A 21,562-nucleotide genomic window follows, 5' to 3' on the forward strand; every position below is an offset into this window, starting at 1 on the left:
GTCGTCTGCGGCTGGACTAGATGATGAGACGGAACGCCTTCATTGTGATCTGCCTGGCGCTTGTGATATGCGCCTGTTCGAACAAGGATAATCCGATGCCAACTCAAGCTGAATGGAGTGCCGTGCGTGCGAAGCTGGTCTTTACCTGCGTTCACGAAGCGGACCATCTGCCGCCGCTCGATCCGCAGGCCGATGCGCTTTTCAGATACGGGCTGTACCTCGAAAAGAAACCCGGCCCGAAGGACTACGACGCAGCGGCACGCTATTACCGGATTGCGGCGGCGTATGGACATTACAAGGCCAACCATAACCTGCAATTGCTGGTGTCGGAGGGCTTGGCACAGTCACCCCATGCTGCAACCGAAACGATTGATCTGGTCGAGCAGTTGATTGCTGCTGGTATCCCTGGCGGTTACTACGACATGGGTCACTATCTTGAACTGGGCTATGGGGTGAAAAAGGACGAGAGAAGCGCACGGGTCTATTTCCGCAAGGCGGCGGACTTGGGTAGCCCGGAGGCGCAATATTACGTGGGTGATCTGCTTTCGCCCAGGGATCGCGCACCGGACATTTCACGGCAGATAATGGAGTGCGCAACGAATCAGGGGTATGGGAAAGCAGCCAGCTATCTTGCGATAAACCTGTTGGATAGTAAGCTTTATGCGCAGGCTGTCGAAGCGTTTCACAAGGGGGTGAAGGCTGGTGATGCCCAATCGGCGTTTGCCTTGCAATATGGCTTTGATGCCGATCCCTCAGATGCGATGTATTACATTGGGCAGCCTAAGGATCATGAACGTTCCCGCCGGTACGGGTTGATCTGGAAGTTCCTCGATGACCACCAAAGCCTCAACCCCAAGGTTCCCGACATCGACCAGATCGTGCCGCTGCCGCCCGCGAAGCTGCCGGAGTGGGATGGCACCTTCCAGTGGCAGAAGGAGCAGGACGCCGCCGTGCCACCGCCGAATCCCGCTGAATCGCTCGTTGCGAAGTTGGCCCGCGAGAAGGACCTCGACCCGGCGACGGGCCTGCCGCTCAAGCCCAAAGATAACCGCGTGCCGCTCGGCACGACGGCTTACACCAATGAGGCCTGTCCGCAGGAGGGCGTGTGGTACGCGAAGCAATGGACAGCCTACAGTCCGGAAGCCACGCAGCACTTCCGCAAGGGGCAAACCATGCCGGATCTGCTCCTCCGCTATCCCCGCTCCATGAAAATACTCGATGCACTGCTTGGCGTGCGTGAAGATCGTACCTATGCGACGTGGACCCTTGTCTCATACAGCGAGCAGACGTAATGCGGATGAAGCATCTCCTAAAGATGGCGCTGGCGGCGTTGCTGGCCGCCACGTTTCCTCTCACGTGCCGAGCCGATATGGGCAGCGTAGTCGGTGCCGTAGTGATCGCTTTCTGGATTGCCCTGGCGATCTGGACGGGGCTGACCTTGGCCGTTTTCCGGCTTCTTCGTCGCCGGACGGTATTCGTCAGGTTCACGGCGACCGCTCTGTTTTTTATTTCGCCTGTACTGTTGGGGGGCGGTGACTGTGTTCAAGGAAGAACTGTTTGACGAACAGACCGTTCAGGTAAACGAAAACACGCAGGGGCCACTAAAGGTTGCCAGTGCAACTTTCACGGCGGGCAGTGTTGCGAGATATGAACAGACTCGCGGCCTATTCGATCAGCATGTACTGGCTGGTCGGCATACGCGTCGTGCCTTACTCGTAATCCTCTGGCGGACGGGCTGGAACGTCTGAGGGAGGCTGCCGTGGCGCATGGCGGGGTCTGCCTGGACGAAGCCTATGGGAAGTTCGAAGACAAGTACTGGTTTCGCTGCGCGAAGGGACATGTGTGGAAAGCCCGTGGCCATCTGGTTCTTCGTGGGACATGGTGCATGGAGTGCTCGAACGATTCGAAGCGGCTGGGTATCGAACGGATGCAGGAGGTGGCGAAGGCGCGTGGGGGACGCTGCTTGAGCGAGGTGTATCTCGGCACGCAGGTCAAGCTGACCTGGGAGTGGCATCTGGGTCACATCTGGGATGCCGCGCCGGGCAATGTGCTGTACCGGGACGCGTGGTGTCCGTTCTGCTTCCGGCTGCGGGTCACGAAGAACCCGGCGAGGCGGGCGAAATATGGCGGTTGACGCCGCACTATCATCGCGCGCCGTGGGGAATCCGCGTGACGGGTGCCGGTTCATGTGCGATGCAGCGTGAACAGACGGGGTGTATGGGGTTTTCGTGCACATGTGACCTGTAGAAATGGTTGGCGGGGTGTCAGTAACTTGCGCGCACTACAAAACACCCGTCTAATACGTAGCGTTTCCCTCAGCGGGGGGACGACGATTTTTCCTGCGCCGCAGCGCGAGGGGAAACGTGGGGGGAACAGATGCTGGCGGGCGGAGAGAGAAGAGGATTTCCCCTCACATCGCCTGCAAAGCCTTGTGGTAAATAGCAAGGCGCTGCGAATGAAGGTTGTTTGCGCATCTACCTTACGGATACGCAACAATAATGTGCTGTGGAGCACTTATTTTTGCGGCTTTTTTATGTGCGGCCGCAATGATCTGTCGCGCCGGCCGGCTCAAAGTTGTGCAGTCGGCATCTCGTCGCGAATCCAGTCCGTCACCGACGTGCGCCGCGGCTGCCAGCCCAGCAACGTGCGCGCGCGCTCGCCGCGCACGTTGCTGTTCGAGCCGAGACCATAAGAAGCCATCTCGTAACCCCATTCCTTGATCGCGTCTTCGAGCGGCCAGTCCTGCGGTTCGCCAAGTCCCATCTTCCTCGCGAGCGCGGCCGTCATCTCGCGGAAGTTCGCCTCGCCGCTTTCGACGAAATAGAACGTGCCCGCAGGGGTTTTCTCGAGCGCGAGACGGTACAGCTCGGCCACGTCGTCGACGTGGACGTTCGACCAGATGTTCAGGCCGCGCCCGACGTGCCGCATCACGCCGCTCTTCTGCGCCTGGCGAACGAGGCGCGGCAACTGCACGCTCGCCGCGCCCGGCACCGCGCCCACGCCATAGATCAGCGTGTTGCAGAGCACGGCGCTCTTCACACCACGCGCTTGCCCGGCCAGCACGAGGTTGTCGATGGCCACGCGCGGCGCCTTGTCGGGCGTCGGCTCGGGCAGGGCGTCTTCGTAGTAGATGCGATCGGTCGGCTCGCCGCCCGAGGCGTCGCCGACGATGCTCGACCCGCTCGTGTGCAGGAGCGTCTTGCCCGAGCCTTCGAGCGCGTCGAGCAGCGCCTCGACCGCGCCGCGATGGTCGCTGCTCGCGGCGTTGATCACGGCGTCGGCGTCTCGCGCTTCCTGCATTAACAGCGCACGGTCGTCGAGATCGCCCTGCACGGGCACGATGCCGAGTGCTTCGAGCGCCGCGAACTGCTCGGACCGGCGTACGAGTCCGCGCACCTCATGGCCCGCGCGCAGCAGATGCGCCGCAATCGTCCCGCCGATGAAACCGCCTGCGCCCGTCACGAATACTTTCATTGAATCCTCTCTTGCGTGGATAAGTGGATGACTGCAATGGCAGGCAGTATCGCGGCGTTCGTGCTTTGCAAAAACCGTGTTAGTCTCAAATGAATCTTGACTGCGGATCAATAATGAAAACCTCGACCGACGAATTGCTCGTGTTCGTCACCGTGATCGATGCGGGGTCGATCACCGCCGCCGCCGAAAAACTCGAGCAGACCGTCTCCGGCGTGAGCCGCGCGCTCACGCGGCTCGAAAAGCAGCTCGGCGTGGCGCTGATCCTGCGCACGACGCGCCGCCTGCAATTGACCGAGGAGGGCGAGCTCTTTCTCGAACGCGCGCGCGCCATTCTCGCGGCGATGGAGGATGCCGAGGAGGCCGTCTCGCGTCATCGCGAGCAGCCTTCGGGGCGCTTGCGCGTCGATGCGGCCACGCCGTTCATGCTTCATTGCGTCGTGCCGCATATGGCGGCGTTCGCCGCGCGCTATCCGGACATTCAGCTCGAGCTCACGAGCAACGAGCGCATCGTCGATTTGCTCGAGCAACGCGTCGATATCGCCATTCGCATTGGCGCGCTGCAGGATTCCACGCTGCATGCGCGCTCGCTCGGCGTGAGCCGCCGCCGCGTGGTGGCGAGCCCCGCGTATCTCGCGGCGCACGGCACGCCGCGCACGCTCGCCCAACTGCGCGAGCACCGGCTGATCGGCTTCACGGCGCCCGTGCAGCTGAACCGCTGGCCGCTCAGGCCGGACGGCCACGCCGCTCCGGCCACGGCCGCCGGCGCATCCGTGGCAGCTCAGGCGTCGCTGCTCGACGAAGCCGCGCCCGAGGGGTTTGCGATCCATCCGGCGCTCGCGGCGTCGAGCGGCGAGACGATACGTCAGCTCGCGCTCGCCGATGCCGGCGTCGCCTGTCTTTCCGATTTCATGACCGCCGCTGACCGCGCGGCAGGCCGCCTCGTGACGCTGCTCGACGACGCGCTCGTTGCCGAGCGCCAGCCGATCCATGCCGTCTACTACCGCAGCGCCGCACTCGCCGCGCGCGTGCAGTGCTTCCTCGCGTTTATCGGGGGCAGGCTCGAAGAGCAGGCCTGACGGGCCTGCGAGGCCCGCCCAGGCGATGCGCGGCCGCACTCATGGATAGTCCCAGGGCGGCGGGGCGCTCGCGGAGGTTGTCTATACAGGCGCGCCAGGCTAGACTCCCCGTCACTTGTATAGACAGGATTCGATCATGCTCCTCACGCCCGGCCATCTGACCCTGCCCCAACTGCGCCAGATCGCGCGCGCAACGGAGAGCAGCAGCATCCAGCTCGAACTCGACCCGGCGAGCTTCGCCGCGATCGACGCGAGCGCGCGCACCGTCGCCGAGATCACGGCCAAGGGCGAGCCCGCCTATGGCATCAACACGGGCTTCGGCCGCCTCGCCAGCACCCACATCCCGATCGACCAGCTCGAACTGCTGCAGCGCAATCTGGTGCTCTCGCACGCCGTGGGCGTGGGCGAGCCGATGTCGCGCCCGGTCGTGCGCCTCATGATGGCGCTGAAGCTCTCGAGCCTCGGCCGTGGCCACTCGGGCATCCGTCGCGAAGTGATGGACGCGCTGATCACGCTCTTCAACGCCGACGTGCTGCCGCTGATCCCCGTGAAGGGCTCGGTGGGCGCCTCGGGCGACCTCGCGCCGCTCGCGCACATGTCGGGCGTGCTGCTCGGCATCGGCGAAGTGTTCATCCGTGGCGAGCGCGCCAGCGCCGAAGCGGGTCTCGCCGCCGCGGGCCTCAAGCCGATCGCGCTGCAGGCCAAGGAAGGCCTCGCGCTCCTGAACGGCACGCAGGCTTCCGCCGCGCTCGCGCTCTACAACCTGTTCGCGATCGAAGACCTGTACCGCACGGCGCTCGTCTCCGGGGCGCTGTGCGTGGACGCGGCAGCCGGCTCGGTCAAGCCGTTCGACGCGCGCATCCACGAACTGCGCGGCCATCGCGGCCAGATCGAGGCGGCCTCGGCCTATCGCGATCTGCTCGAAGGCTCGTCGATCAACCTCTCGCACCGCGACTGCGGCAAGGTCCAGGACCCGTACTCGCTGCGCTGCCAGCCGCAGGTGATGGGCGCGTGCCTCGACCAGATGCGCCACGCCGCGCAAGTGCTGCTGATCGAAGCCAACGCAGTCTCGGACAACCCGCTGATCTTCCCGGACACGAAGGAAGTCATTTCGGGCGGCAACTTCCACGCGGAGCCGGTGGCGTTCGCGGCCGACAATCTCGCGCTGGCCGCCGCCGAAATCGGCGCGCTCGCCGAACGCCGCATCGCACTCCTGATCGACGCGACGCTCTCGGGGCTGCCGCCTTTCCTCGTGAAGGACGGCGGTGTGAACTCGGGCTTCATGATCGCGCACGTGACGGCAGCGGCGCTGGCTTCGGAAAACAAGACGCTCGCGCATCCGGCTTCGGTCGACTCGCTGCCGACTTCGGCGAACCAGGAAGACCACGTGTCGATGGCGACTTTCGCGGCGCGCAAGCTCGGCGACATCGCCGAAAACACGGCCAACATCCTTGCGATCGAGCTGCTCGCCGCCGCACAGGGTGTGGACCTGCGCGCGCCGCACGCGACCAGCCCGGCGCTGCAAAAAGTGATGGAGTCGGTGCGCAGCGAAGTCCCGCACTACGATCTGGACCGCTACTTCGCCCCCGATATCGCAGCCATGACGCGGCTGGTGCAGAAGGGCGCAATCGCGGCGCACAGCCCGTTCGCGTTCGAGTCGGAAGCGCGCTAACGCAGACGATGACGATACGGCCGGGGGGTGGCATGAAGCGCGCGTCGAACCCCCTGGCCCATTCGAACAGGCGATGAACGCACCCGCTTATCAGGGCATCAAGGACTTCATCCTCGCTCGCATCCACGCGGGCGAGTGGAGCGAGGGAGACCAGGTGCCGTCGGAGAACGAGCTTGCGCGCGAGTTCAAGGTCGCGCGCATGACGGTGAACCGCGCGCTGCGCGAGCTCACCGCCGAGCAGGTGCTCACGCGCGTGCAGGGTGCGGGCACCTTCGTCGCGCGTCCGAAGTACGAGTCCACGCTGGTGGCGATCCGCAGCATCTCCGACGAAGTGCTCGCGCGCGGGCATGGCTATCGCGCCGAGGTGCTGGAGATCGGCGAGCTGCCCGCCGACGAAGCGCTCGCCATCGAAATGGGGCTGCGCGCGAACGACAAGGTGTTCTACTCGCGCATGCTGCACTTCGAGAACGACGAGCCCGTTCAGCTCGAGGAACGCTGGGTCAATCCGGCCGTCGCGCCCGACTATGCGGAGCAGGACTTCACGTCCACCACGCCGAACCACTATCTGATGCGCGTCGCGCCGCTCCAGGCCGTCGAGTACCGCATCGAGGCGCTCTCGCCGCAGGCCGACACCCGCGCGCGGCTCAAGATGGCCGAGGTCGAGCCGTGCCTCGTGCTGCACCGGCGCACCCGTTCGAGCGGGCGCGTGGCATCCGTGGCGAACCTCTGGCATCCGGGCAGCCGGTATCGCTTCACGGGGCATTTCTAGGCGGGCGCTTGCAGTTCGCTTCCAGCCTGTTTGCCTTGCGCTTTCAGGTCCATTCGCGCCGCTTCATTCGTGCAGCCGCTCCGCGCGAGGGGCTTGCAGATGCCAGGCGCTCCGAAGCAATTGTCTGCCGCCAGGCTTCATCGTGTTCGTTCGCCTGAGCTCGCGGCGTGTTGCCGGCACGCGTCACTCAAACGTTGCGACCCTGCTTATCGTGCCGCGCGCAAGGCCCGCGTACGCCTTCGTCATGTCATTCAGCGGGTTTTCTCGCAGCTTCCTTACCACAGCGTGCCGCGCGGGTTGCGTCTTGCCTTGCGATGCGGCTAACCTTCAGGCATCGGCAAAGCACGCTTTGCGCAGGGCCTGTTCACGCTGATAACAGGCCCTTCTGGCGGCCAGCCCGTGGAATGGAAATAGTTAATTTGGGGAACAGGTCTTTCCGGCCGCATTGCGGCGTCGCGCGTGGCTTGTTTGGCTCGCCAAACGGCGCGCCGTGCACCTTGCACTGCGACCGGAAAGGCACGTTCGCGAGCCTGTTATTAGCGTGAACAGGCCCTGGGAGGGAGGATTCCGGCGATGGAAGATTCCGGCGCAACGCTCATGCCCGTGTGGCGCGCGAATCTCGCGCTGCTCACGCGTGAGGTGGGCGCGGTCACGCGGCTCGCGAGGATGATGACGTTTTCCGCGAGCCACATGAAGCTGATCGCTTCGGGGCAGCGCGATTTCAGCGCGGAGTTCGTGCGCGGCGTGGAGGCCGTCACGGGCTTGCCCGAAGGCTGGATGGACGAACCGCACGGCACGGGCGACGTGCCCCAGGAGGCGCGCGACGCGATCGCCGACGAAACGCCGCGAGGGCGCTTTCGCGGCACCGCGCATCCGGTGCGCAAGGCGCCGGTGTTGCGCACCGAGCCGATCTTCGGCCATGGCGCGGACGCCCGGCGCGCGCAGAGCGCGGCCGCGCAGGATGCGCAGCGGCGCATGGCCGGCACGCGCAAGCTTCGGGAGCTGGCCGCGCAGGATGTGCGCAAGCTCGAACGGCATCTGAGCATGTTGCCGGTGGAGCCGGAGGCACTGCGCGCGCGCATCGAAGACGTGATTGCCTATGCGGAGCACGACGAGCGCGCGCGTGCCGATCTCGAGGGCCGGCTCGAGCAGATCGAGAAGCATCGCGAGCTGCTGCTGCGCCACATCACGCGCCTTCACGCGCTGCTCACACGATCCTCCGACGATTGATCCCGACCGATCCCGACGGCCTCCGGCGAACGGCGCACACGAACGACGTGCGGCCGCGCCGGCCGCGGCGGTGCATCGCTACGCCGCGAGCGCGCCGTGCTGGAGCGGCGGCGGCTCAGACCCGCAGCTCGGCAAGAATCTGCTCGGCGAGAAAATCGCACGGCGGCCGGTTCGAGCGGGCGCTGCGCGCGAGCACCACTTCGAGCTCCGGCAATTCCGGCAGGCCGTGCTGCCGCCCCAGCGTGACGAAGGTCTCGGGCACCGCGCAGCGCGCGAGCGGCGCGACCGCGAGACCCGCCGCCACCATGCTGCACAGGCCCATCAGGCTCGGGCTTTCGTAAGACGTGCGATAGGCGATCTTTTCGCGCTCGAGCGCGGCAATCGCATTCGAGCGCGCGACGCTGCCCGCGCTGAAGAGCGCGATGGGCAGTGGCCGCTCGCGCCAGATCTCCCGGCCGATGGCCGCGCTCGCGCTGGCGGGCGGTCCGGCCCAGACCATCGGCTCGAAGCGGATGAATTCGCCGGCGAGGCCGCGCGTGCCCGTCACGCAGGCCAGATCGATCTCGTTGTCGCGCACGAGCGGCGCGAGCGCGCTGCTCGGCAGTCCGACCACCTGAATCTCCACCTTCGGCCAGTTCGCCGAGAACTTGCGCAACACGGGCGGCAACAGCGACGACGCATAGTCGTCGGGCATGCCGATCGACACGCGGCCCTTGACTTCGGGGTGCGCGAGCGAGGCCCATGCCTCGTCGCGCAGGGCGAGCATGCGCCGCGCATAGGCGATCAGCGTGTGGCCGTCCGGCGTGGGCGTGACGTTACGCGGCGCGCGAATGAACAGCGGCTTGCCGAGCGTGTCTTCCAGTGCGCGGATCTGCATGGAGAGCGCCGCCTGCGAGCGGTGCACGAGCGCGGCGCCGCGCACGAAGCTGCCGGCGTCGGCCACGGCCACCACCATCGCAAGGACGTCGAAATCGAGGGTCTTCATCGGTCGTTGAAGCGCGGTATCAGAAAAACTGATCGAAACATTCAATATAACGCGTTTGTCTGAAGATGGCGACGCTCGTATGCTGGTTCGCACGATCCGTCTTGCGCTGCCCGTTCGCACCGCGTTGCGCGCTTCTCTCACGCTTTCACGCCGGGAAAACCCATGTCGATGAACCCGCCTGTTGATTTGAACTACGAACGATTCCGCCAACTGCGGATGCGCCTCGACATGTCGCGCGGCAAGCCTGCGCCCGAGCAGCTCGACCTCTCAGAAGGACTCTTCGACGATGCGCTCGAGGCGGGCTATCGCGCGCGCGACGGCTTTGATTGCCGCAACTACGGCCTCGCGTCGGGTTTGCCCGAGGCGCGCGAGCTGGGTGCCGAGCTCCTCGGCGTGCCGGCGGCGCAGGTGATTGCGGGCGGCAATTCGAGCCTCGAGCTCATGCACGACGCGCTCGCGTTCGCGCTGCTCCACGGCGTGCCGGTGGGCGAGGGTCGCGGCGCACCGTGGCGCGCGCAGGGCGAGATTGCGTTTCTGTGCCCGTCGCCGGGCTACGACCGGCACTTCGCGATCTGCGAGGCGCTCGGCGTGCGGATGATCGCGGTGCCCATGCGCGAGGACGGCCCCGACATGGACGCGGTGGAGACACTCGTGCGCGAAGACGCGTCGGTGAAGGGCATGTGGTGCATGCCGCTCTATAGCAATCCCACGGGCGCCATTTATTCTGACGAGGTGGTGCGCCGGCTCGCCGCCATGCCCGCCGCGGCGCCCGATTTTCGCCTCTTCTGGGACGATGCCTACCGCTTTCACCACCTCACCGACGAGCGCCACGCGACGCCCGACGTGGTCGCGGCCTGCGCGGCGGCGGGGCATGCCGAGCGCGTGCTCGTGTTCGCTTCGCTCTCGAAAGTGACGTTCGCGGGCGGCGCGCTGGCCTGGCTTGCCGCCGCGCCGGGCAACATGGCGTGGTGGCAGCGCTGCGCCGCGGTGCGCACGATCGGCCCGGACAAGCTCAACCAGTTGCGCCACGTGCGCTTCGTGCGCGATCGCGCGACGCTCGAGGGGCTGATGGCGCGGCATCGCGCGCTGCTCGCGCCGAAGTTCGCGGCTGTGGACGAGGTGTTTCGTGCGCGTCTCTCGCACGTGCCGCAGGTGTGCTGGAACGTGCCGCGCGGCGGCTACTTCATCAGCCTCTACGTGCCGCCGGGTTACGCGCGGCGCACCGTCGAGCTCGCCGGCGAGGCCGGACTCGTGCTGACGCCCGCAGGCGCGGCGTTTCCCTATGGCGTGGACCCGCTGGACAGCCATCTGCGGATCGCACCTTCGTTTCCCACGCTGGAAGAGGTGCTTCTCGCGGCTGAGGGGATAGTGGTGTCGCTGCTGCACGCGCTCGAAGAGCGCGGCGCGCGCGCGGCTTGACCGGCGCGCCGCCCGGATGCGACGAAGGCCACCAGGCTCACGAAGGCGCGCTCGCGGGTGGCGCGGCACGTGGCGAAACGATGTGCTACAACGAAAAGCGAGTTCCATCGTCCACGTGAGGTCGACGTGTCCGCTCTCGCCACCGGTCTGCAACACGCCATAGCGCAACGCGCGCGCGAGGGCGTGGCGCGTCCGCCCGTCGTGCGCACGCTCGCGGCGGGCCCGGGCTGGCAGGCCGACGACGTCGTCTGCACGCTCGGTCCCGCCGACCGCCCCTACGAGGAGCGCCACGCAAGTGCGTGCCTCGCGATCGTCGCGGCGGGGTCGTTCGGCTACCGCTGCGGCGCGGGCGGCACGCAGGGAGGCCGCCTGCGCGGCGCCGCGCGCGCCCCTGAGCTGATGACCCCCGGCGCGCTCATGCTGGGCGAGCCGGGCGCGTGCTTCGAGTGCGGCCACCGCCACGGCGCGGGCGACCGCTGCGTCTCGTTTCACTTCGATCCCGCCTGGCTCGACGAGCAGGCCGCCGCCGCGGGTCTCGCGCCCGGCGCGCGGCGCTGGAGCGCGCTGCGCGTGCCGCCGCTACGCGCGCTCGCCCCCCTCGTGGCGCGCGCGTGCGCGAATGTCGAGGCGCTCGAGCGTGGCGCCGGTGTTCCCGCCGCGTGGGACGAGCTGGCGCTTGCGCTCGCGGTGGCGACCTTGCGCACGAGCGCATGCGGCAAGGACGTGCGCGCATCGGCTCAAACGATGCAGGCGGCAAGCTCGGGCTCATCGGCGTCCGCGGCGGCGCGCGTGGCGGCGACGCTGCGTCTGGTCGAAGAGACGCCCGATGCGCCGCACACGCTCGCGAGCCTCGCGGCGGCGGCAGGCGTGAGCGAGTTCTACTTTCTGCGGACCTTTTCGGCGGTCGCGGGTGTGACGCCGCATCAATACTTGCTGCGCTCGCGGCTGCGCGTCGCCGCGCTGCGCCTGCTCGCCGGGGAAGGCGAGAGCGACGGTGCGGGGGGCCGCAGCGGGCAAGGCGTGGCGAAGATTGTCGATATTGCGCTGGCGAGCGGTTTCAACGATCTGTCGAACTTCAACGCGGCCTTTCGCGCGGAGTTCGGCACGAGTCCGCGTGCGTGGCGCGACGCGGCGCGCGCACGCCAGCTCGCGGCGACTTCCTGGCCGCGTGCGGCGAAAGCGACGAGGGCGGCGAGTGCGATGAGTGCGCCGGATCCAGCACGCGCGGCTCGCGCGATGAACGCGGCGGCGACGCGGCGGACTTGAGCGCGGCATACGCAGCCTCGACCGACGCGAAAACTCCGCGCACGATACGATGTCACCCATGCGTGCAGCCCATGCAGGGTACGTAGAAAACAACGAGCGGAGTGGCGCGAAGCATGAAAGATCGCGTGAGGCGCGGCGCCAGGTGGGCGGGGACTGATGCGTTCGCACTTGCATTGGCATTGGCGTTCGCCGTCCCATGCGCGCACGCGCAGCCACCCGCCGCCGCACAGGCGGACTCGGGCATAGGCACCGATGCTTCAGATCTCGCCGACCTCGAGGATCTGCCGCCCGCCACGCTCGAGCGCGACGTCCATGTGTTCGTCGTCCAGAAGGACGGCTCGGTGCAGGAGCACGACGACTCGACGATGCGCGCCAACACCACCGCGGGCGTCGATGCCGTGGCGCAGCGCTACGTCTGGTTCAATAAGGATATCGAAACGATCACGGCGCTTTCGGCGCAGACCGTCGACCCGGACGGCACGGTGCACGAGGTGCTCCCGAGCGCGATCCGCGACGTTCAGGAGCCGCGCTCGGCGGGTGCGCCGACCTTCGAGGACGGCGTGCTGCGCACGGTGATCTTCCCTGGCGTGCAGCCGGGCTCGCGCGTGCGCCTCATGTGGGCGAAGCGCCGTGCGAAGGCGCTGCAGGCGGGCACGTTCTCGTACTTCGCCGAGCCGCCTGGCGAGCCGGTCGAACTCCAGCGCCTCGTCTTCGATCTGCCCGCGGACCTGCCGCTCCATGTCGATGCGCGCGGCTACACGGCGCTGGCTCCCGTGAGCGCGAACGGCCGCACCCGCTACGCCTTCGAGTATCGCCATGGCCCTTACGCACCGCTGGAGCCGGGCGCCGTCGCGCGCGTGAACTGGGGCGCGCGCCTGATGGTCACGACCGTGCCCGACTACGCGGCCTTCGCCGCGCGCTACCGCGAGGCCGCCGCCGATCCCACGGCGACCGATCCGTCCATCGCGGCCTTCGCGCGCGCGCTCACTGCGGGGCTCACCGATCCGCGCGAGAGAGCCGCGCGCATCTACGACTGGATGCGCCTGAATATCCGCTACGTGGCGCTCTTCCTCGGCGAGACCGCGGCGGCCCCGCACCATGCGGTGGACATCCTGCGCGTGCGCTACGGCGACTGCAAGGACCACGTTGCGCTCTTCACGGCGCTGCTCGCGGCGGTGGGCGTTCGCGCCGAAGCGGCGCTGCTCAATCTGGGCCCCGTCTACACGCTGCCATCGGTGCCGGGCTATGGCGTGGAGGCGATCGACCACGTGATCGCGTGGCTGCCCGATCTGGGCCTCTTCGCCGATACCTCGTCGGGCGGCGTGGCGTTCGGCTATCTGCCGGCCGGTGTGATGGACCGCCCGGCGCTGCTCGTCGACGACGGCGTGCTCGTGCGCACGCCCGCCACGCAGCCGCGCGAGCGCGTGGCGCGGCTCGAAATCGACGTGGGGGCGAGCGGCGCTGCCGCGTACCGCTATCGCGTGGAGGACACGGGCGCGGGCGCCGAGCCCGAGCGCAATACGTTTCGCCGCGCGACGCATCAGGAGGCGCAGCAGATCGCCTTGCAACGCCTGCGCCAGACCGGCCTCGCGGGCACGGCAAGGCTTTCGACGAGTGCGCTCGATGCCACGAGCGGGCCGTTCGCCGCCACGGTCAGCGGCACGCTCGAGCACGTCGTCTGGCCCGATGGCACGACGGCGCTGCCCGCGTTGAGCAGCTTCGCGGGCGGCATCGCCTCGCAGCTCGACGCGTGGCTCGCGGTGCCGCGGCGCACGCAGCCGTGGGCCTGCGTGGGCGGCGATTTCGAGGAGCTCGCGCAATTCGTGCTGCCCGCGTTCGCGCGCGTGACGGACCTGCCGCGCGACACCTCCGCGAGCGCGCTCGCGGATGGTGCGCAACTCGACTACGCGTCGTACTACGTGTTCGATCCGGCGTCGCGCACGGTGCAGATTACGCGCCGGCTCTCCGCGCAGTTTGGGCGGCAGATGTGTACGCCCGAGCAGTACGCGCACATGCGCGATGCGCTCGTGCGCATGCAGCGCGACACGCATGCCCAGATCGTCGTGCGCGCGATGGGCGGGTGAAGCACAAAAGGTGCGAGAGGGGAGGCGTGCGTGCAGGCGCGTTTCAGCCGCCGTGCGTCATCACCGGCACCCATGCGCCCTGCTTGACCTGATAAAGCGTCGAGGCGCCGTTCCTGAGCGCGCCGTGCTCGTCGAAGGCGATGCGGCCCGTCACCCCGCCGAAGGACAGCGTCCTGAGCGTGCCGCGCCAGGCATCGGGATTCGCCGACTTCGCCACCGCCATCGCGTGAATGGCGGCCCAGGCGGCGTCATAGCCGAACGGCGCGTAGGCGAGCACGTCGGCGCCGAAGCGGCCCTTGAATCGTTGCTCGAAGCGCGGGCCATCGGGCAGTTGCGCGAGCGGCCGGCCGTACTCCCACGCGAGCGCGCCTTCGCCCGCCTGGCCCGCGAGCCGCACGAACTCGGGGATCGCCACGCCGCCGCCGCCCACGAATTGCACGCTCATGCTGCGCGCCCTCAATTGCCTGACGAGCGCCGCCGCCTGGCGCGCGAGGCCGCCGAAATAGAGCAGGTCGGCGTCGGCGGCCTTGATATGCGCGAGCTGCGGGCCGAAGTCGACGACATCGCCGGAATCGCCCGCCGCGAACTCGCGGGCGACCACGGTGCCGCCGTGCGCCTTCACCGTGCGCTCGAACACGTCGGCCTCGCCCTGGCCGAACGCGCTGCGATCGTCGACGATGGCGATGCGCCGCGCCTTCATCACGTCGACGGCCCAGGCCCCCGCAATGCCCGCGTTCTGCGCATCGTTCGAGATCACCGTGAAGACGTTGGCGAAGCCCTGCGAGGTGATGATGGGATTGGTCGCGGCGGGGTCGATCATGGGGATGCCGGCGCTTTCGTAAATGCGCGAAGCCGGAATCGCGGTGCCCGAGTTGAAGTGGCCGACCACGGCGGCCACGTCCTGATTCGAAAGCTGCGCGGCAGCCTGCACGCCCAGACGCGGGTCGGAGCGATCGTCGATGGAGACGAGCTCGAAGTGCGCGGTCTGATCGCCGATCTTCACGCCTTGCGCGTTGGCTTCGTCGAGGGCGAGCTGCACGCCGTGTTGCAGGTCGCGGCCGTAGTCCGCGTAATCGCCGCTCAGGGGCGCGACAAAGCCAATCCGCACGATGAGCGGCCCGGCCGCGCTGGGCGCCGCTGCGCGCACCGCGCCGCCGGGCGTTACGGCGAGCACGCACGAAAGCGCGCCGAGCGCGATGGCGACCAGGGTGGCGCCCCGCGCCGGCCGGTTTGGAGTGGGATACGGCAGGTGGTGCGGCGAGCGGCGGGGCGTGTGGCGCGGTCTCATCCCGATTGCATCGCAAGAAGCGTTTCGCGCAGGCGCACGAGCGGCGCCATGGTGTCTTCGTTCGCCCAGCCTTCGAGGTCGTCGAGGGCGCGGTTGCAGCCATCGAGCACGACGTCCAGATCGACCGGCACGCCATTGGCCAGCGCGAGGCGCACGATGGCCTCGAAGCGCTCGCAGTCTTCATCGCCATAGGCGATGTCGAGGTTGTCGGCGATGGTCTGCGCGATGTCGCTGCGCTGGCGGTCTTCCTCGTCGACGAGGTCGATGATGCCGCGCGCCACTTCGGGCGCATGGTAGAGCGCGATGTCGAGCCATTGCGCGGCGTCGAAATCGGCTTCATGGCTTTGCTCTTCGAAGTATTCGATCGCTTCCTGCTCGTGCGTCTCGCCGGCGTCGACGGCAAGGCACAACTGCTCGAAATACTCTTCCTGTTCGCTGCGGATAGGGTGGGACATCGGTCAATCTCTTCACTAACGGTGGGCCTCGCGCCCAGATGCTGAAATGCGCATCGCGCATGTGGCTCGCATTATAGGACGCGCGGCCACGCAGTCAGCTCATGCAGGCAGCTCATGCAGTCAGTTCATGCAGTCAGCCGAGGCCACGCACTCAGGCCATGTCGATGGCCCAGGCGTCGAACCATTCGCGCGGGCGCGCGATCTGGTCCTGCGCCGCGACGATCTCCAGTTCGTAGCGCCCCGCGTCGTAGGTGGTCTTCACGACCGCGTTCACGGCGGCGAGCGTGTGCTCGAAGGCGGGGCGCAGCGCGTCGCCGTTCATCAGGCGCGCGACGAAGATCGCGCTCGTGATGTCGCCCACGCCCACGGGCTGACGCGCGAAGTGATAGAGCGGGCGCTGGCCGAGCCACGCCTCGCGCTCGCTCACGATGAGCATGTTGAAGGTGTCCGCCGGGCTGTTGCGGTCGAGCAGATGCTTCACGAGCACGAGCTTGGGCCCGCGCTGCAGCAGTTCGCGGCAAGCGTCGACGGCTTCTTCGGCGGTCTCGATCTCGCGGCCGACGAGCCGTTGCAGCTCGCTGTGATTCGGCATCAGCGCGTCGGCCACTTCGGGCATGTGCCGGACGAGAAACTCCTGGATGCCGGGCTCGACCTTGCAGCCATTGCCGTTGTCGTTGACCGAGCCCATCACCGGGTCGCAGAAGTAGCGCGCCTGCGGGTTGGCGGCCTTCACCGCTCGCACGATTTCGATCACCGCTTGCGCCTGCTCGGGCGCGCCCAGGTAGCCCGAGAGCACCGCATCGCAGCGCGGCAGCACGCCGATCGCGCCGATGCCTTCGACGAGCTCCACCATCTGCTCGGCGTCGATCGCACTGCCGCTCCAGTGGCCGTACTGCGTGTGGTTCGAGAACTGCACGGTATTGAGCGGCCACACGTTCACGCCGAGGCGGCGCATCGGGAACACAGCGGCGCTGTTGCCCGCATGGCCGAACACCACGTGTGACTGGATGCTCAAGACGTTTTTCATGGGCGGTCTGTGGGGGGCGCGAAATTTCGCGCGGTGCAGCAACGATAACCGAATTCTTTGCGCCCAGTCGATGGCCGCGTGTGCGCAGTGTTGCGTTCAGCCGTCGCGTTGTCTCGACGGCCGTGGATCGTCCTGCGAAGTGCCGGCGCTATGGGGCGGCATGTCCCGGCCCGTACGCCCTCGATTGCATGCCTCAGGCCAGCTCGCGATAGAGCGCCATGTAGCGTTGCGCCGACGCGGCCCAGCCGAAGTCCTGCTGCATGCCGTGCGCGCGCGTCTCGCGCCAGTCGTGGCCGCGCGCATGGAGCGCGAAGGCGCGGCGGATCGCGGCCGCGAGCGCGTCGGGCTCGAAGCGCTCGAATACGAAGCCGGTGGCGAGCCCGTCGGCGAGATTCTCGAGCGAGGCGTCGACCACGGTGTCGGCGAGGCCGCCCACGCGGTGCACGAGCGGCAGCGCGCCATAGGCGAGCGCGTAGAGCTGCGTGAGCCCGCACGGCTCGAAACGCGAGGGCACCACCATCACGTCGGCGCCCGCGACGATCGCGTGCGCGAGCGTTTCGTCGAAGCCGAGCTCGACGGCCACGGCATCGGGATGCTGCTGCGCCGCGCGCGCGAAGCCCTGTTCGAGGCTCGCATCGCCGGTGCCGAGCACGACGAGCTGGCCGCCGCGCCCGACGATCTCGGGCAGCGCGCCGAGCAGCAGGTCGAGGCCCTTTTGCTCGGTGAGGCGGCTCACCACGCCGAACAGCGGCGCGTCGTGCCGCTGCGCGAGGCCGAGGCGCGCCTGCAGCGCCGTCTTGCAGCGCAGCTTGCCGCCCATGTGCGCGGCCGAATAATGCGTGGCGATGGCATCGTCATGAGCCGGGTTCCAGATCGCGTAGTCCACGCCGTTCAGGATGCCCACGAGATCGTGCGCACGGCCCTTGAGCAGCGCTTCGAGTCCGCAGCCCTGGGCGACGGTCTGGATTTCGCGTGCATAGGTCGGGCTCACCGTCGTGATTTTGTCGGCGAAATACAGGCCTGCTTTCAGAAACGAAAGCTGACCGTAGAACTCGACGCCGTGCATGTCGAAGAAGTCGGCGGGCAGGCCCAGCATGTCGAATTGCTGGGCCGGGAAGATGCCCTGATAGGCGAGGTTATGAATCGTGAAGACGGAGCGCGTGTGCAGGGCGGCGGACTGCGGGCCGGCTTGCGGGCCGGCATGGCCGCGCGCCCTCGCGGCGGCGCGCAGGTAGGCGCTCGCGAGGCCGGCATGCCAGTCGTGCGCGTGCACGATGCGCGGCGCCCAGTCGGGGTCGGCGTGCCCGGCGAGCTGCGCGGCCGCCCAGCCGAGCAGCGCGAAGCGCTGGGCATTGTCGCCGTAGGGCACTTGCTCGGCATCGAGATAGGGGTTGCCTGGGCGCGCGTAGAGCGTGTCGGCGCGGATCATGTAGACGGGGAGGCCGTTGCCCGGCAGATGGCCCAGCTCGAGCGACGCCTCGGGCGCGCCGAAGGTGCGCGAGAGGCGCGCGATGGGCCGCAGATCGGCGAGGCCCGCGGCCACGCTCGCGAAGCCCGGCAGCAGGACGCGCGCATCGGCGCCTTGCTCGATCAGCGCGACGGGCAGGGCGGCGGTGACGTCGGCAAGGCCGCCGGTCTTCAGCAGCGGATAGAGTTCGCTGGCTACATGCAGGACGCGGATCGTCATCGGTCTGGGGTCCTTTGCGCGCTCGCGCGGTTCTTCGGCTATTGCCCGGCGCTTCAGCTCCCGCGCCCGAGCTTCTTCAGCATCTCGCCGGTCACCAGCACGATGCCGTTCTCGGTCCGGTAGAAGCGCTCGCCATCGAGCGCGGGATCTTCGCCGATCACGGTGCCGTCGGGGATCGTGCAGCCGCGGTCCACCACCACCCGACGCAGCCGGCAGCTCGCGCCCACCGTCACCTCCGGCAACAAGACTGCCTCGGCAATGTTGCAGAACGACTTCACGACCACATTCGACGAGAGCACCGAGCGCGAAATCTGCGAGCCCGAGATCACGCTGCCGCCGCAGACGATCAGGTTCGTGCCCGAGCCTTGCAGGCCGTTCAGGTCGCGCACGAACTTGGCGGGCGGCAGTTGCTCCTGGTAGGTCCAGATAGGCCAGTTGCGGTCGTAGAGGTCGAGTGCGGGAATCGTCGAGGCGAGGTCGAGATTGGCGGACCAGTAGGCGTCGATGGTGCCCACGTCGCGCCAGTAGGGCTCGGCCTTCGGATCGGACGAGACGCACGACAGGCTGAACGGGTGCGCGATCGCATGGCCTTCGGTGACCACGCGCGGAATGATGTCCTTGCCGAAGTCGTGGTCGGTGGCGCTGCGCGAGATGTTCTCCTCGAGCTGCTTGAAGAGATAGGCCGTATCGAACACGTAGATGCCCATGCTCGCGAGCGCGATGTCGGGGCGGCCCGGCATCGCGGGCGGGTCGTCGGGCTTCTCGACGAAACCGGTCACGCGGCGCGACTCGTCCACGGCCATCACACCGAAGGCGCGCGCGTCCAGACGCGGCACCTCGATGCAGCCCACGGTGCAATCGGCGCCGCTCGCGGCGTGGTCGGCCACCATGCGCGTGTAATCCATCTTGTAGATGTGGTCGCCGGCCAGCACGATCACGTACTTCGGCGAGATCGAGCGGATGATGTCGAGATTCTGGTAGACGGCGTCGGCGGTGCCGCGATACCAGTGCGCGCCTTCCACGCGCTGCTGCGCGGGCCACAAGTCGACGAACTCGTTGAATTCGCCGCGCAGGAAGCCCCAGCCGCGCTGCATGTGGCGCAACAGCGAATGCGCCTTGTACTGCGTGACGACGGCAATGCGGCGGATGCCCGAATTCAGGCAGTTCGAGAGCGCGAAGTCGATGATGCGGTACTTGCCGCCGAAGTAGACCGCCGGCTTGACGCGCTTGTTGGTGAGCGGACCGAGACGCGTGCCGCGTCCGCCCGCGAGCACGATCGCGAGCGTGGTGCGCTGCAGATCGTTGAGGCTTGCCGGAGTTTCCATGATCGTCTCCTCCTTGTTGTGCCCCCGGGGTGTCGCCAGGTCCGCGTCCGCCGGCTCGTGTGCCGGAGGTGCTCTTGTGGGGCCGCCGAGGTCGGGCCGCACAGTTCGCGCCTTGCAGGCCGGCCCGCGCCGGCGTGCAGGCGGTCATGCCTGAGTGCCGTTTGCATGTCGCCTGTCGGCCGCCGGCGCCGCTTTTGTGACCGCGCAATGAATGTTCTAGCACCGAATGCCGCGTCGCGCGAATTCGCTGCACAAGGCGGCGGTGAGTGGCGCCTGCGCGAGAGCGGCAAGACGCTTGCCCAGACGGTTCGCGGAGCGTCGCGCGCATCGCATGTTGCTGCGCTGCCCGCATGCGGCGCGCATGGCGGATAGAATCGCTGACGTTTCGCCGTCGCTCAGGCTGCGCCTTGAGGGACTAGCGTTGCGCGAGGTCACGCCACTCATGACGACATTGCCCATGCTCTCGATACGCAAGCTTTCCACCATCGCCGCCTGTTGCGCCGCCGCATTCGCTCTTGTCGCCTGCGCCGCCGGGAGTGGCGCGAACGCGCCTTCCGCAGCCAGCGCGTCTGCCGCAAGCACGCCGTCCGACGGTCCCGCCTATGGTCCCGAGCTGCAGGGCTTCGAATACCCGCAGCCGGTGCACGAGTTCACCTTCACGTCGCAAGGGCAGACGCTGCACATGGCGTATATGGACGTGCATCCGCAGAAGCCCAACGGCCGCACGGCGGTCCTGCTGCACGGCAAGAACTTTTGCGCCGCCACATGGGGCGAGACCATTACTCAACTCGCCGATGCCGGCTATCGCGTGATCGCGCCCGACCAGGTCGGGTTCTGTAAATCGAGCAAGCCTGCCGCGTACCAGTTCAGCTTCCAGCAGCTCGCACGCAACACGCACGCGCTGCTCGCGTCGCTGGGCGTCGAGCACGCGACGATCATCGGTCATTCGACGGGCGGCATGCTCGGGGTGCGCTATGGCCTGATGTATCCGCGCGAGACGGAGCAGCTGGTGCTCGTGAACCCGATCGGGCTCGAGGACTGGAAAGCGAAGGGCGTGCCCTCGATCTCCGTGGACGACTGGTACGCACGGGAACTGAAGACGAGCGCCGACGGGATACGCAACTATGAGCAGTCGACCTACTACGCGGGTCACTGGAGCGAGCGCTACGAGCCGTGGGTGCAGATGCTGGCCGGCATGTACCGGGGGCCGGGCAAGCAGCAGGTTGCCTGGGATTCGGCGCTGCTTTACGACATGATCTACACGCAGCCGGTGGTTTATGAATTCGGCCAGTTGCGCATGCCGACGCTGTTGCTGATCGGTCAGAAGGACACCACCGCGATCGGCAAGGATTTAGCGCCCGCCGAGGTGCGCGCGAAGCTCGGCCATTACCCGGAGCTTGGCCGCGCGGCCGCGAAGGCAATTCCTCACGCGACCCTGGTTGAATTTCCGGACCTCGGCCATGCGCCGCAGATGCAGGACCCGCAGGCGTTTCATAAGGCGCTGCTGGACTGGCTGGCAGAGGCGCCGGCGAACCGCTGAGCGTTCGAGAGGCTTTCTGTCCCGACACCGAAATTTCCGTGGAGGCCGCTTGCCGAAAGGCTGCAGCCGGCCATCACACGCCCCGTTTTCAAATATAAAACTTGCGATGCTTCGGTCGGCGCTAGGCGGCCAATGGAATATGCGGTAATATTTTATTGCGTTTGTAATATTTTGTAATAATTAGAGCCCGTCAAATCGTCGCAGGAACGCTCGCATGAGCTGTCCGAAGGGCTGGTACATGCTCGCGCCTGATGGCGCTTGTCGA

18 protein-coding genes are annotated in these 21,562 nt (G+C 67.4%); 10 read left to right on the plus strand and 8 right to left on the minus strand.

The window, feature by feature from the left end:
* Positions 1-23 precede the first annotated feature (23 nt).
* Positions 24-1,292 carry an SEL1-like repeat protein gene (locus BO1_RS20045; protein WP_456088866.1) on the plus strand — a complete coding sequence of 423 codons (1,269 nt, stop codon included), beginning with the start codon at positions 24-26 and terminating at the stop codon, positions 1,290-1,292.
* Between the two features lie 17 nt (positions 1,293-1,309).
* On the opposite strand, the gene BO1_RS59315 is transcribed toward BO1_RS20045, so the two are convergent.
* Positions 1,310-1,546 (minus strand): hypothetical protein, encoded by a 237-nt coding sequence (locus BO1_RS59315; RefSeq protein ID WP_156992328.1) that lies wholly within the window; start codon positions 1,544-1,546, stop codon positions 1,310-1,312.
* Positions 1,547-1,885: 339 nt separating this feature from the next.
* On the opposite strand from BO1_RS59315, the gene BO1_RS51885 reads away from it, so the two are divergent.
* Positions 1,886-2,134, plus strand: coding sequence for a hypothetical protein (locus BO1_RS51885; RefSeq protein ID WP_156992329.1), 249 nt, complete (start codon positions 1,886-1,888; stop codon positions 2,132-2,134).
* A gap of 434 nt (positions 2,135-2,568) precedes the next feature.
* Here the strand turns inward: BO1_RS51885 and BO1_RS20060 are convergent, their stop codons facing one another.
* Positions 2,569-3,474: an NAD-dependent epimerase/dehydratase family protein gene (locus BO1_RS20060; protein ID WP_028219087.1), complete on the minus strand. Its 906-nt coding sequence runs from the start codon at positions 3,472-3,474 to the stop codon at positions 2,569-2,571.
* Between the two features lie 113 nt (positions 3,475-3,587).
* Here BO1_RS20060 and BO1_RS20065 point away from each other — a divergent pair, with 113 nt between their 5' ends.
* The 4 genes from BO1_RS20065 (at position 3,588) to BO1_RS20080 (ending at position 8,221) form a co-directional block, all read left to right on the plus strand.
* Positions 3,588-4,550: a LysR substrate-binding domain-containing protein gene (locus tag BO1_RS20065; RefSeq protein ID WP_028219088.1), complete on the plus strand. Its 963-nt coding sequence runs from the start codon at positions 3,588-3,590 to the stop codon at positions 4,548-4,550.
* Between the two features lie 136 nt (positions 4,551-4,686).
* Positions 4,687-6,222, plus strand: a complete 1,536-nt coding sequence (gene hutH / locus BO1_RS20070; RefSeq protein WP_043285548.1) for a histidine ammonia-lyase — start codon at positions 4,687-4,689, stop codon at positions 6,220-6,222.
* Positions 6,223-6,295: 73 nt separating this feature from the next.
* Entirely contained in the window at positions 6,296-6,991 is a 696-nt protein-coding gene (hutC, locus tag BO1_RS20075; protein ID WP_028219090.1) for a histidine utilization repressor, read from the plus strand.
* 573 nt (positions 6,992-7,564) lie between these two features.
* Complete coding sequence (locus BO1_RS20080) at positions 7,565-8,221, plus strand: hypothetical protein (protein WP_028219091.1); 657 nt, start codon at positions 7,565-7,567, stop codon at positions 8,219-8,221.
* 115 nt (positions 8,222-8,336) lie between these two features.
* On the opposite strand, the gene BO1_RS20085 is transcribed toward BO1_RS20080, so the two are convergent.
* Positions 8,337-9,206 (minus strand): LysR substrate-binding domain-containing protein, encoded by an 870-nt coding sequence (locus BO1_RS20085; protein WP_028219092.1) that lies wholly within the window; start codon positions 9,204-9,206, stop codon positions 8,337-8,339.
* A 162-nt stretch (positions 9,207-9,368) separates the two neighbouring features.
* Here BO1_RS20085 and BO1_RS20090 point away from each other — a divergent pair, with 162 nt between their 5' ends.
* The 3 genes from BO1_RS20090 to BO1_RS51895 all read left to right on the plus strand — a co-directional run bounded on the left by BO1_RS20090 (position 9,369) and on the right by BO1_RS51895 (position 13,975).
* Entirely contained in the window at positions 9,369-10,625 is a 1,257-nt protein-coding gene (locus tag BO1_RS20090; protein WP_245643851.1) for an aminotransferase class I/II-fold pyridoxal phosphate-dependent enzyme, read from the plus strand.
* Positions 10,626-10,751: 126 nt separating this feature from the next.
* Positions 10,752-11,891, plus strand: coding sequence for a helix-turn-helix transcriptional regulator (locus tag BO1_RS51890; RefSeq protein WP_063744695.1), 1,140 nt, complete (start codon positions 10,752-10,754; stop codon positions 11,889-11,891).
* Positions 11,892-12,004: 113 nt separating this feature from the next.
* The gene (locus BO1_RS51895; RefSeq protein ID WP_043285550.1) at positions 12,005-13,975 is read left to right on the plus strand and encodes a DUF3857 domain-containing transglutaminase family protein; all 1,971 of its coding nucleotides are present in this window, start codon (positions 12,005-12,007) and stop codon (positions 13,973-13,975) included.
* Between the two features lie 43 nt (positions 13,976-14,018).
* On the opposite strand, the gene BO1_RS20105 is transcribed toward BO1_RS51895, so the two are convergent.
* The 5 genes from BO1_RS20105 to glgC all read right to left on the minus strand — a co-directional run bounded on the left by BO1_RS20105 (position 14,019) and on the right by glgC (position 19,757).
* On the minus strand, positions 14,019-15,263 hold the full coding sequence (locus BO1_RS20105) for a branched-chain amino acid ABC transporter substrate-binding protein (RefSeq protein WP_084688062.1): 1,245 nt from the start codon (positions 15,261-15,263) through the stop codon (positions 14,019-14,021).
* Positions 15,260-15,718, minus strand: coding sequence for a hypothetical protein (locus BO1_RS20110; RefSeq protein ID WP_028219095.1), 459 nt, complete (start codon positions 15,716-15,718; stop codon positions 15,260-15,262). The genes BO1_RS20105 and BO1_RS20110 overlap by 4 nt, the downstream gene beginning before the upstream one ends.
* Before the next feature lie 151 nt (positions 15,719-15,869).
* Entirely contained in the window at positions 15,870-16,745 is an 876-nt protein-coding gene (gene pdxY / locus BO1_RS20115; RefSeq protein ID WP_028219096.1) for a pyridoxal kinase PdxY, read from the minus strand.
* A gap of 193 nt (positions 16,746-16,938) precedes the next feature.
* Positions 16,939-18,432: a glycogen synthase GlgA gene (gene glgA, locus BO1_RS20120; protein WP_028219097.1), complete on the minus strand. Its 1,494-nt coding sequence runs from the start codon at positions 18,430-18,432 to the stop codon at positions 16,939-16,941.
* 53 nt (positions 18,433-18,485) lie between these two features.
* Positions 18,486-19,757, minus strand: a complete 1,272-nt coding sequence (gene glgC, locus BO1_RS20125; RefSeq protein ID WP_028219098.1) for a glucose-1-phosphate adenylyltransferase — start codon at positions 19,755-19,757, stop codon at positions 18,486-18,488.
* Between the two features lie 457 nt (positions 19,758-20,214).
* On the opposite strand from glgC, the gene BO1_RS20135 reads away from it, so the two are divergent.
* Positions 20,215-21,297 (plus strand): alpha/beta fold hydrolase, encoded by a 1,083-nt coding sequence (locus BO1_RS20135; protein ID WP_043285576.1) that lies wholly within the window; start codon positions 20,215-20,217, stop codon positions 21,295-21,297.
* The last annotated feature ends 265 nt before the right edge of the window (positions 21,298-21,562 follow it).

The organism is Paraburkholderia oxyphila NBRC 105797 (assembly GCF_000685075.1).
Taxonomy (GTDB): domain Bacteria; phylum Pseudomonadota; class Gammaproteobacteria; order Burkholderiales; family Burkholderiaceae; genus Paraburkholderia; species Paraburkholderia oxyphila.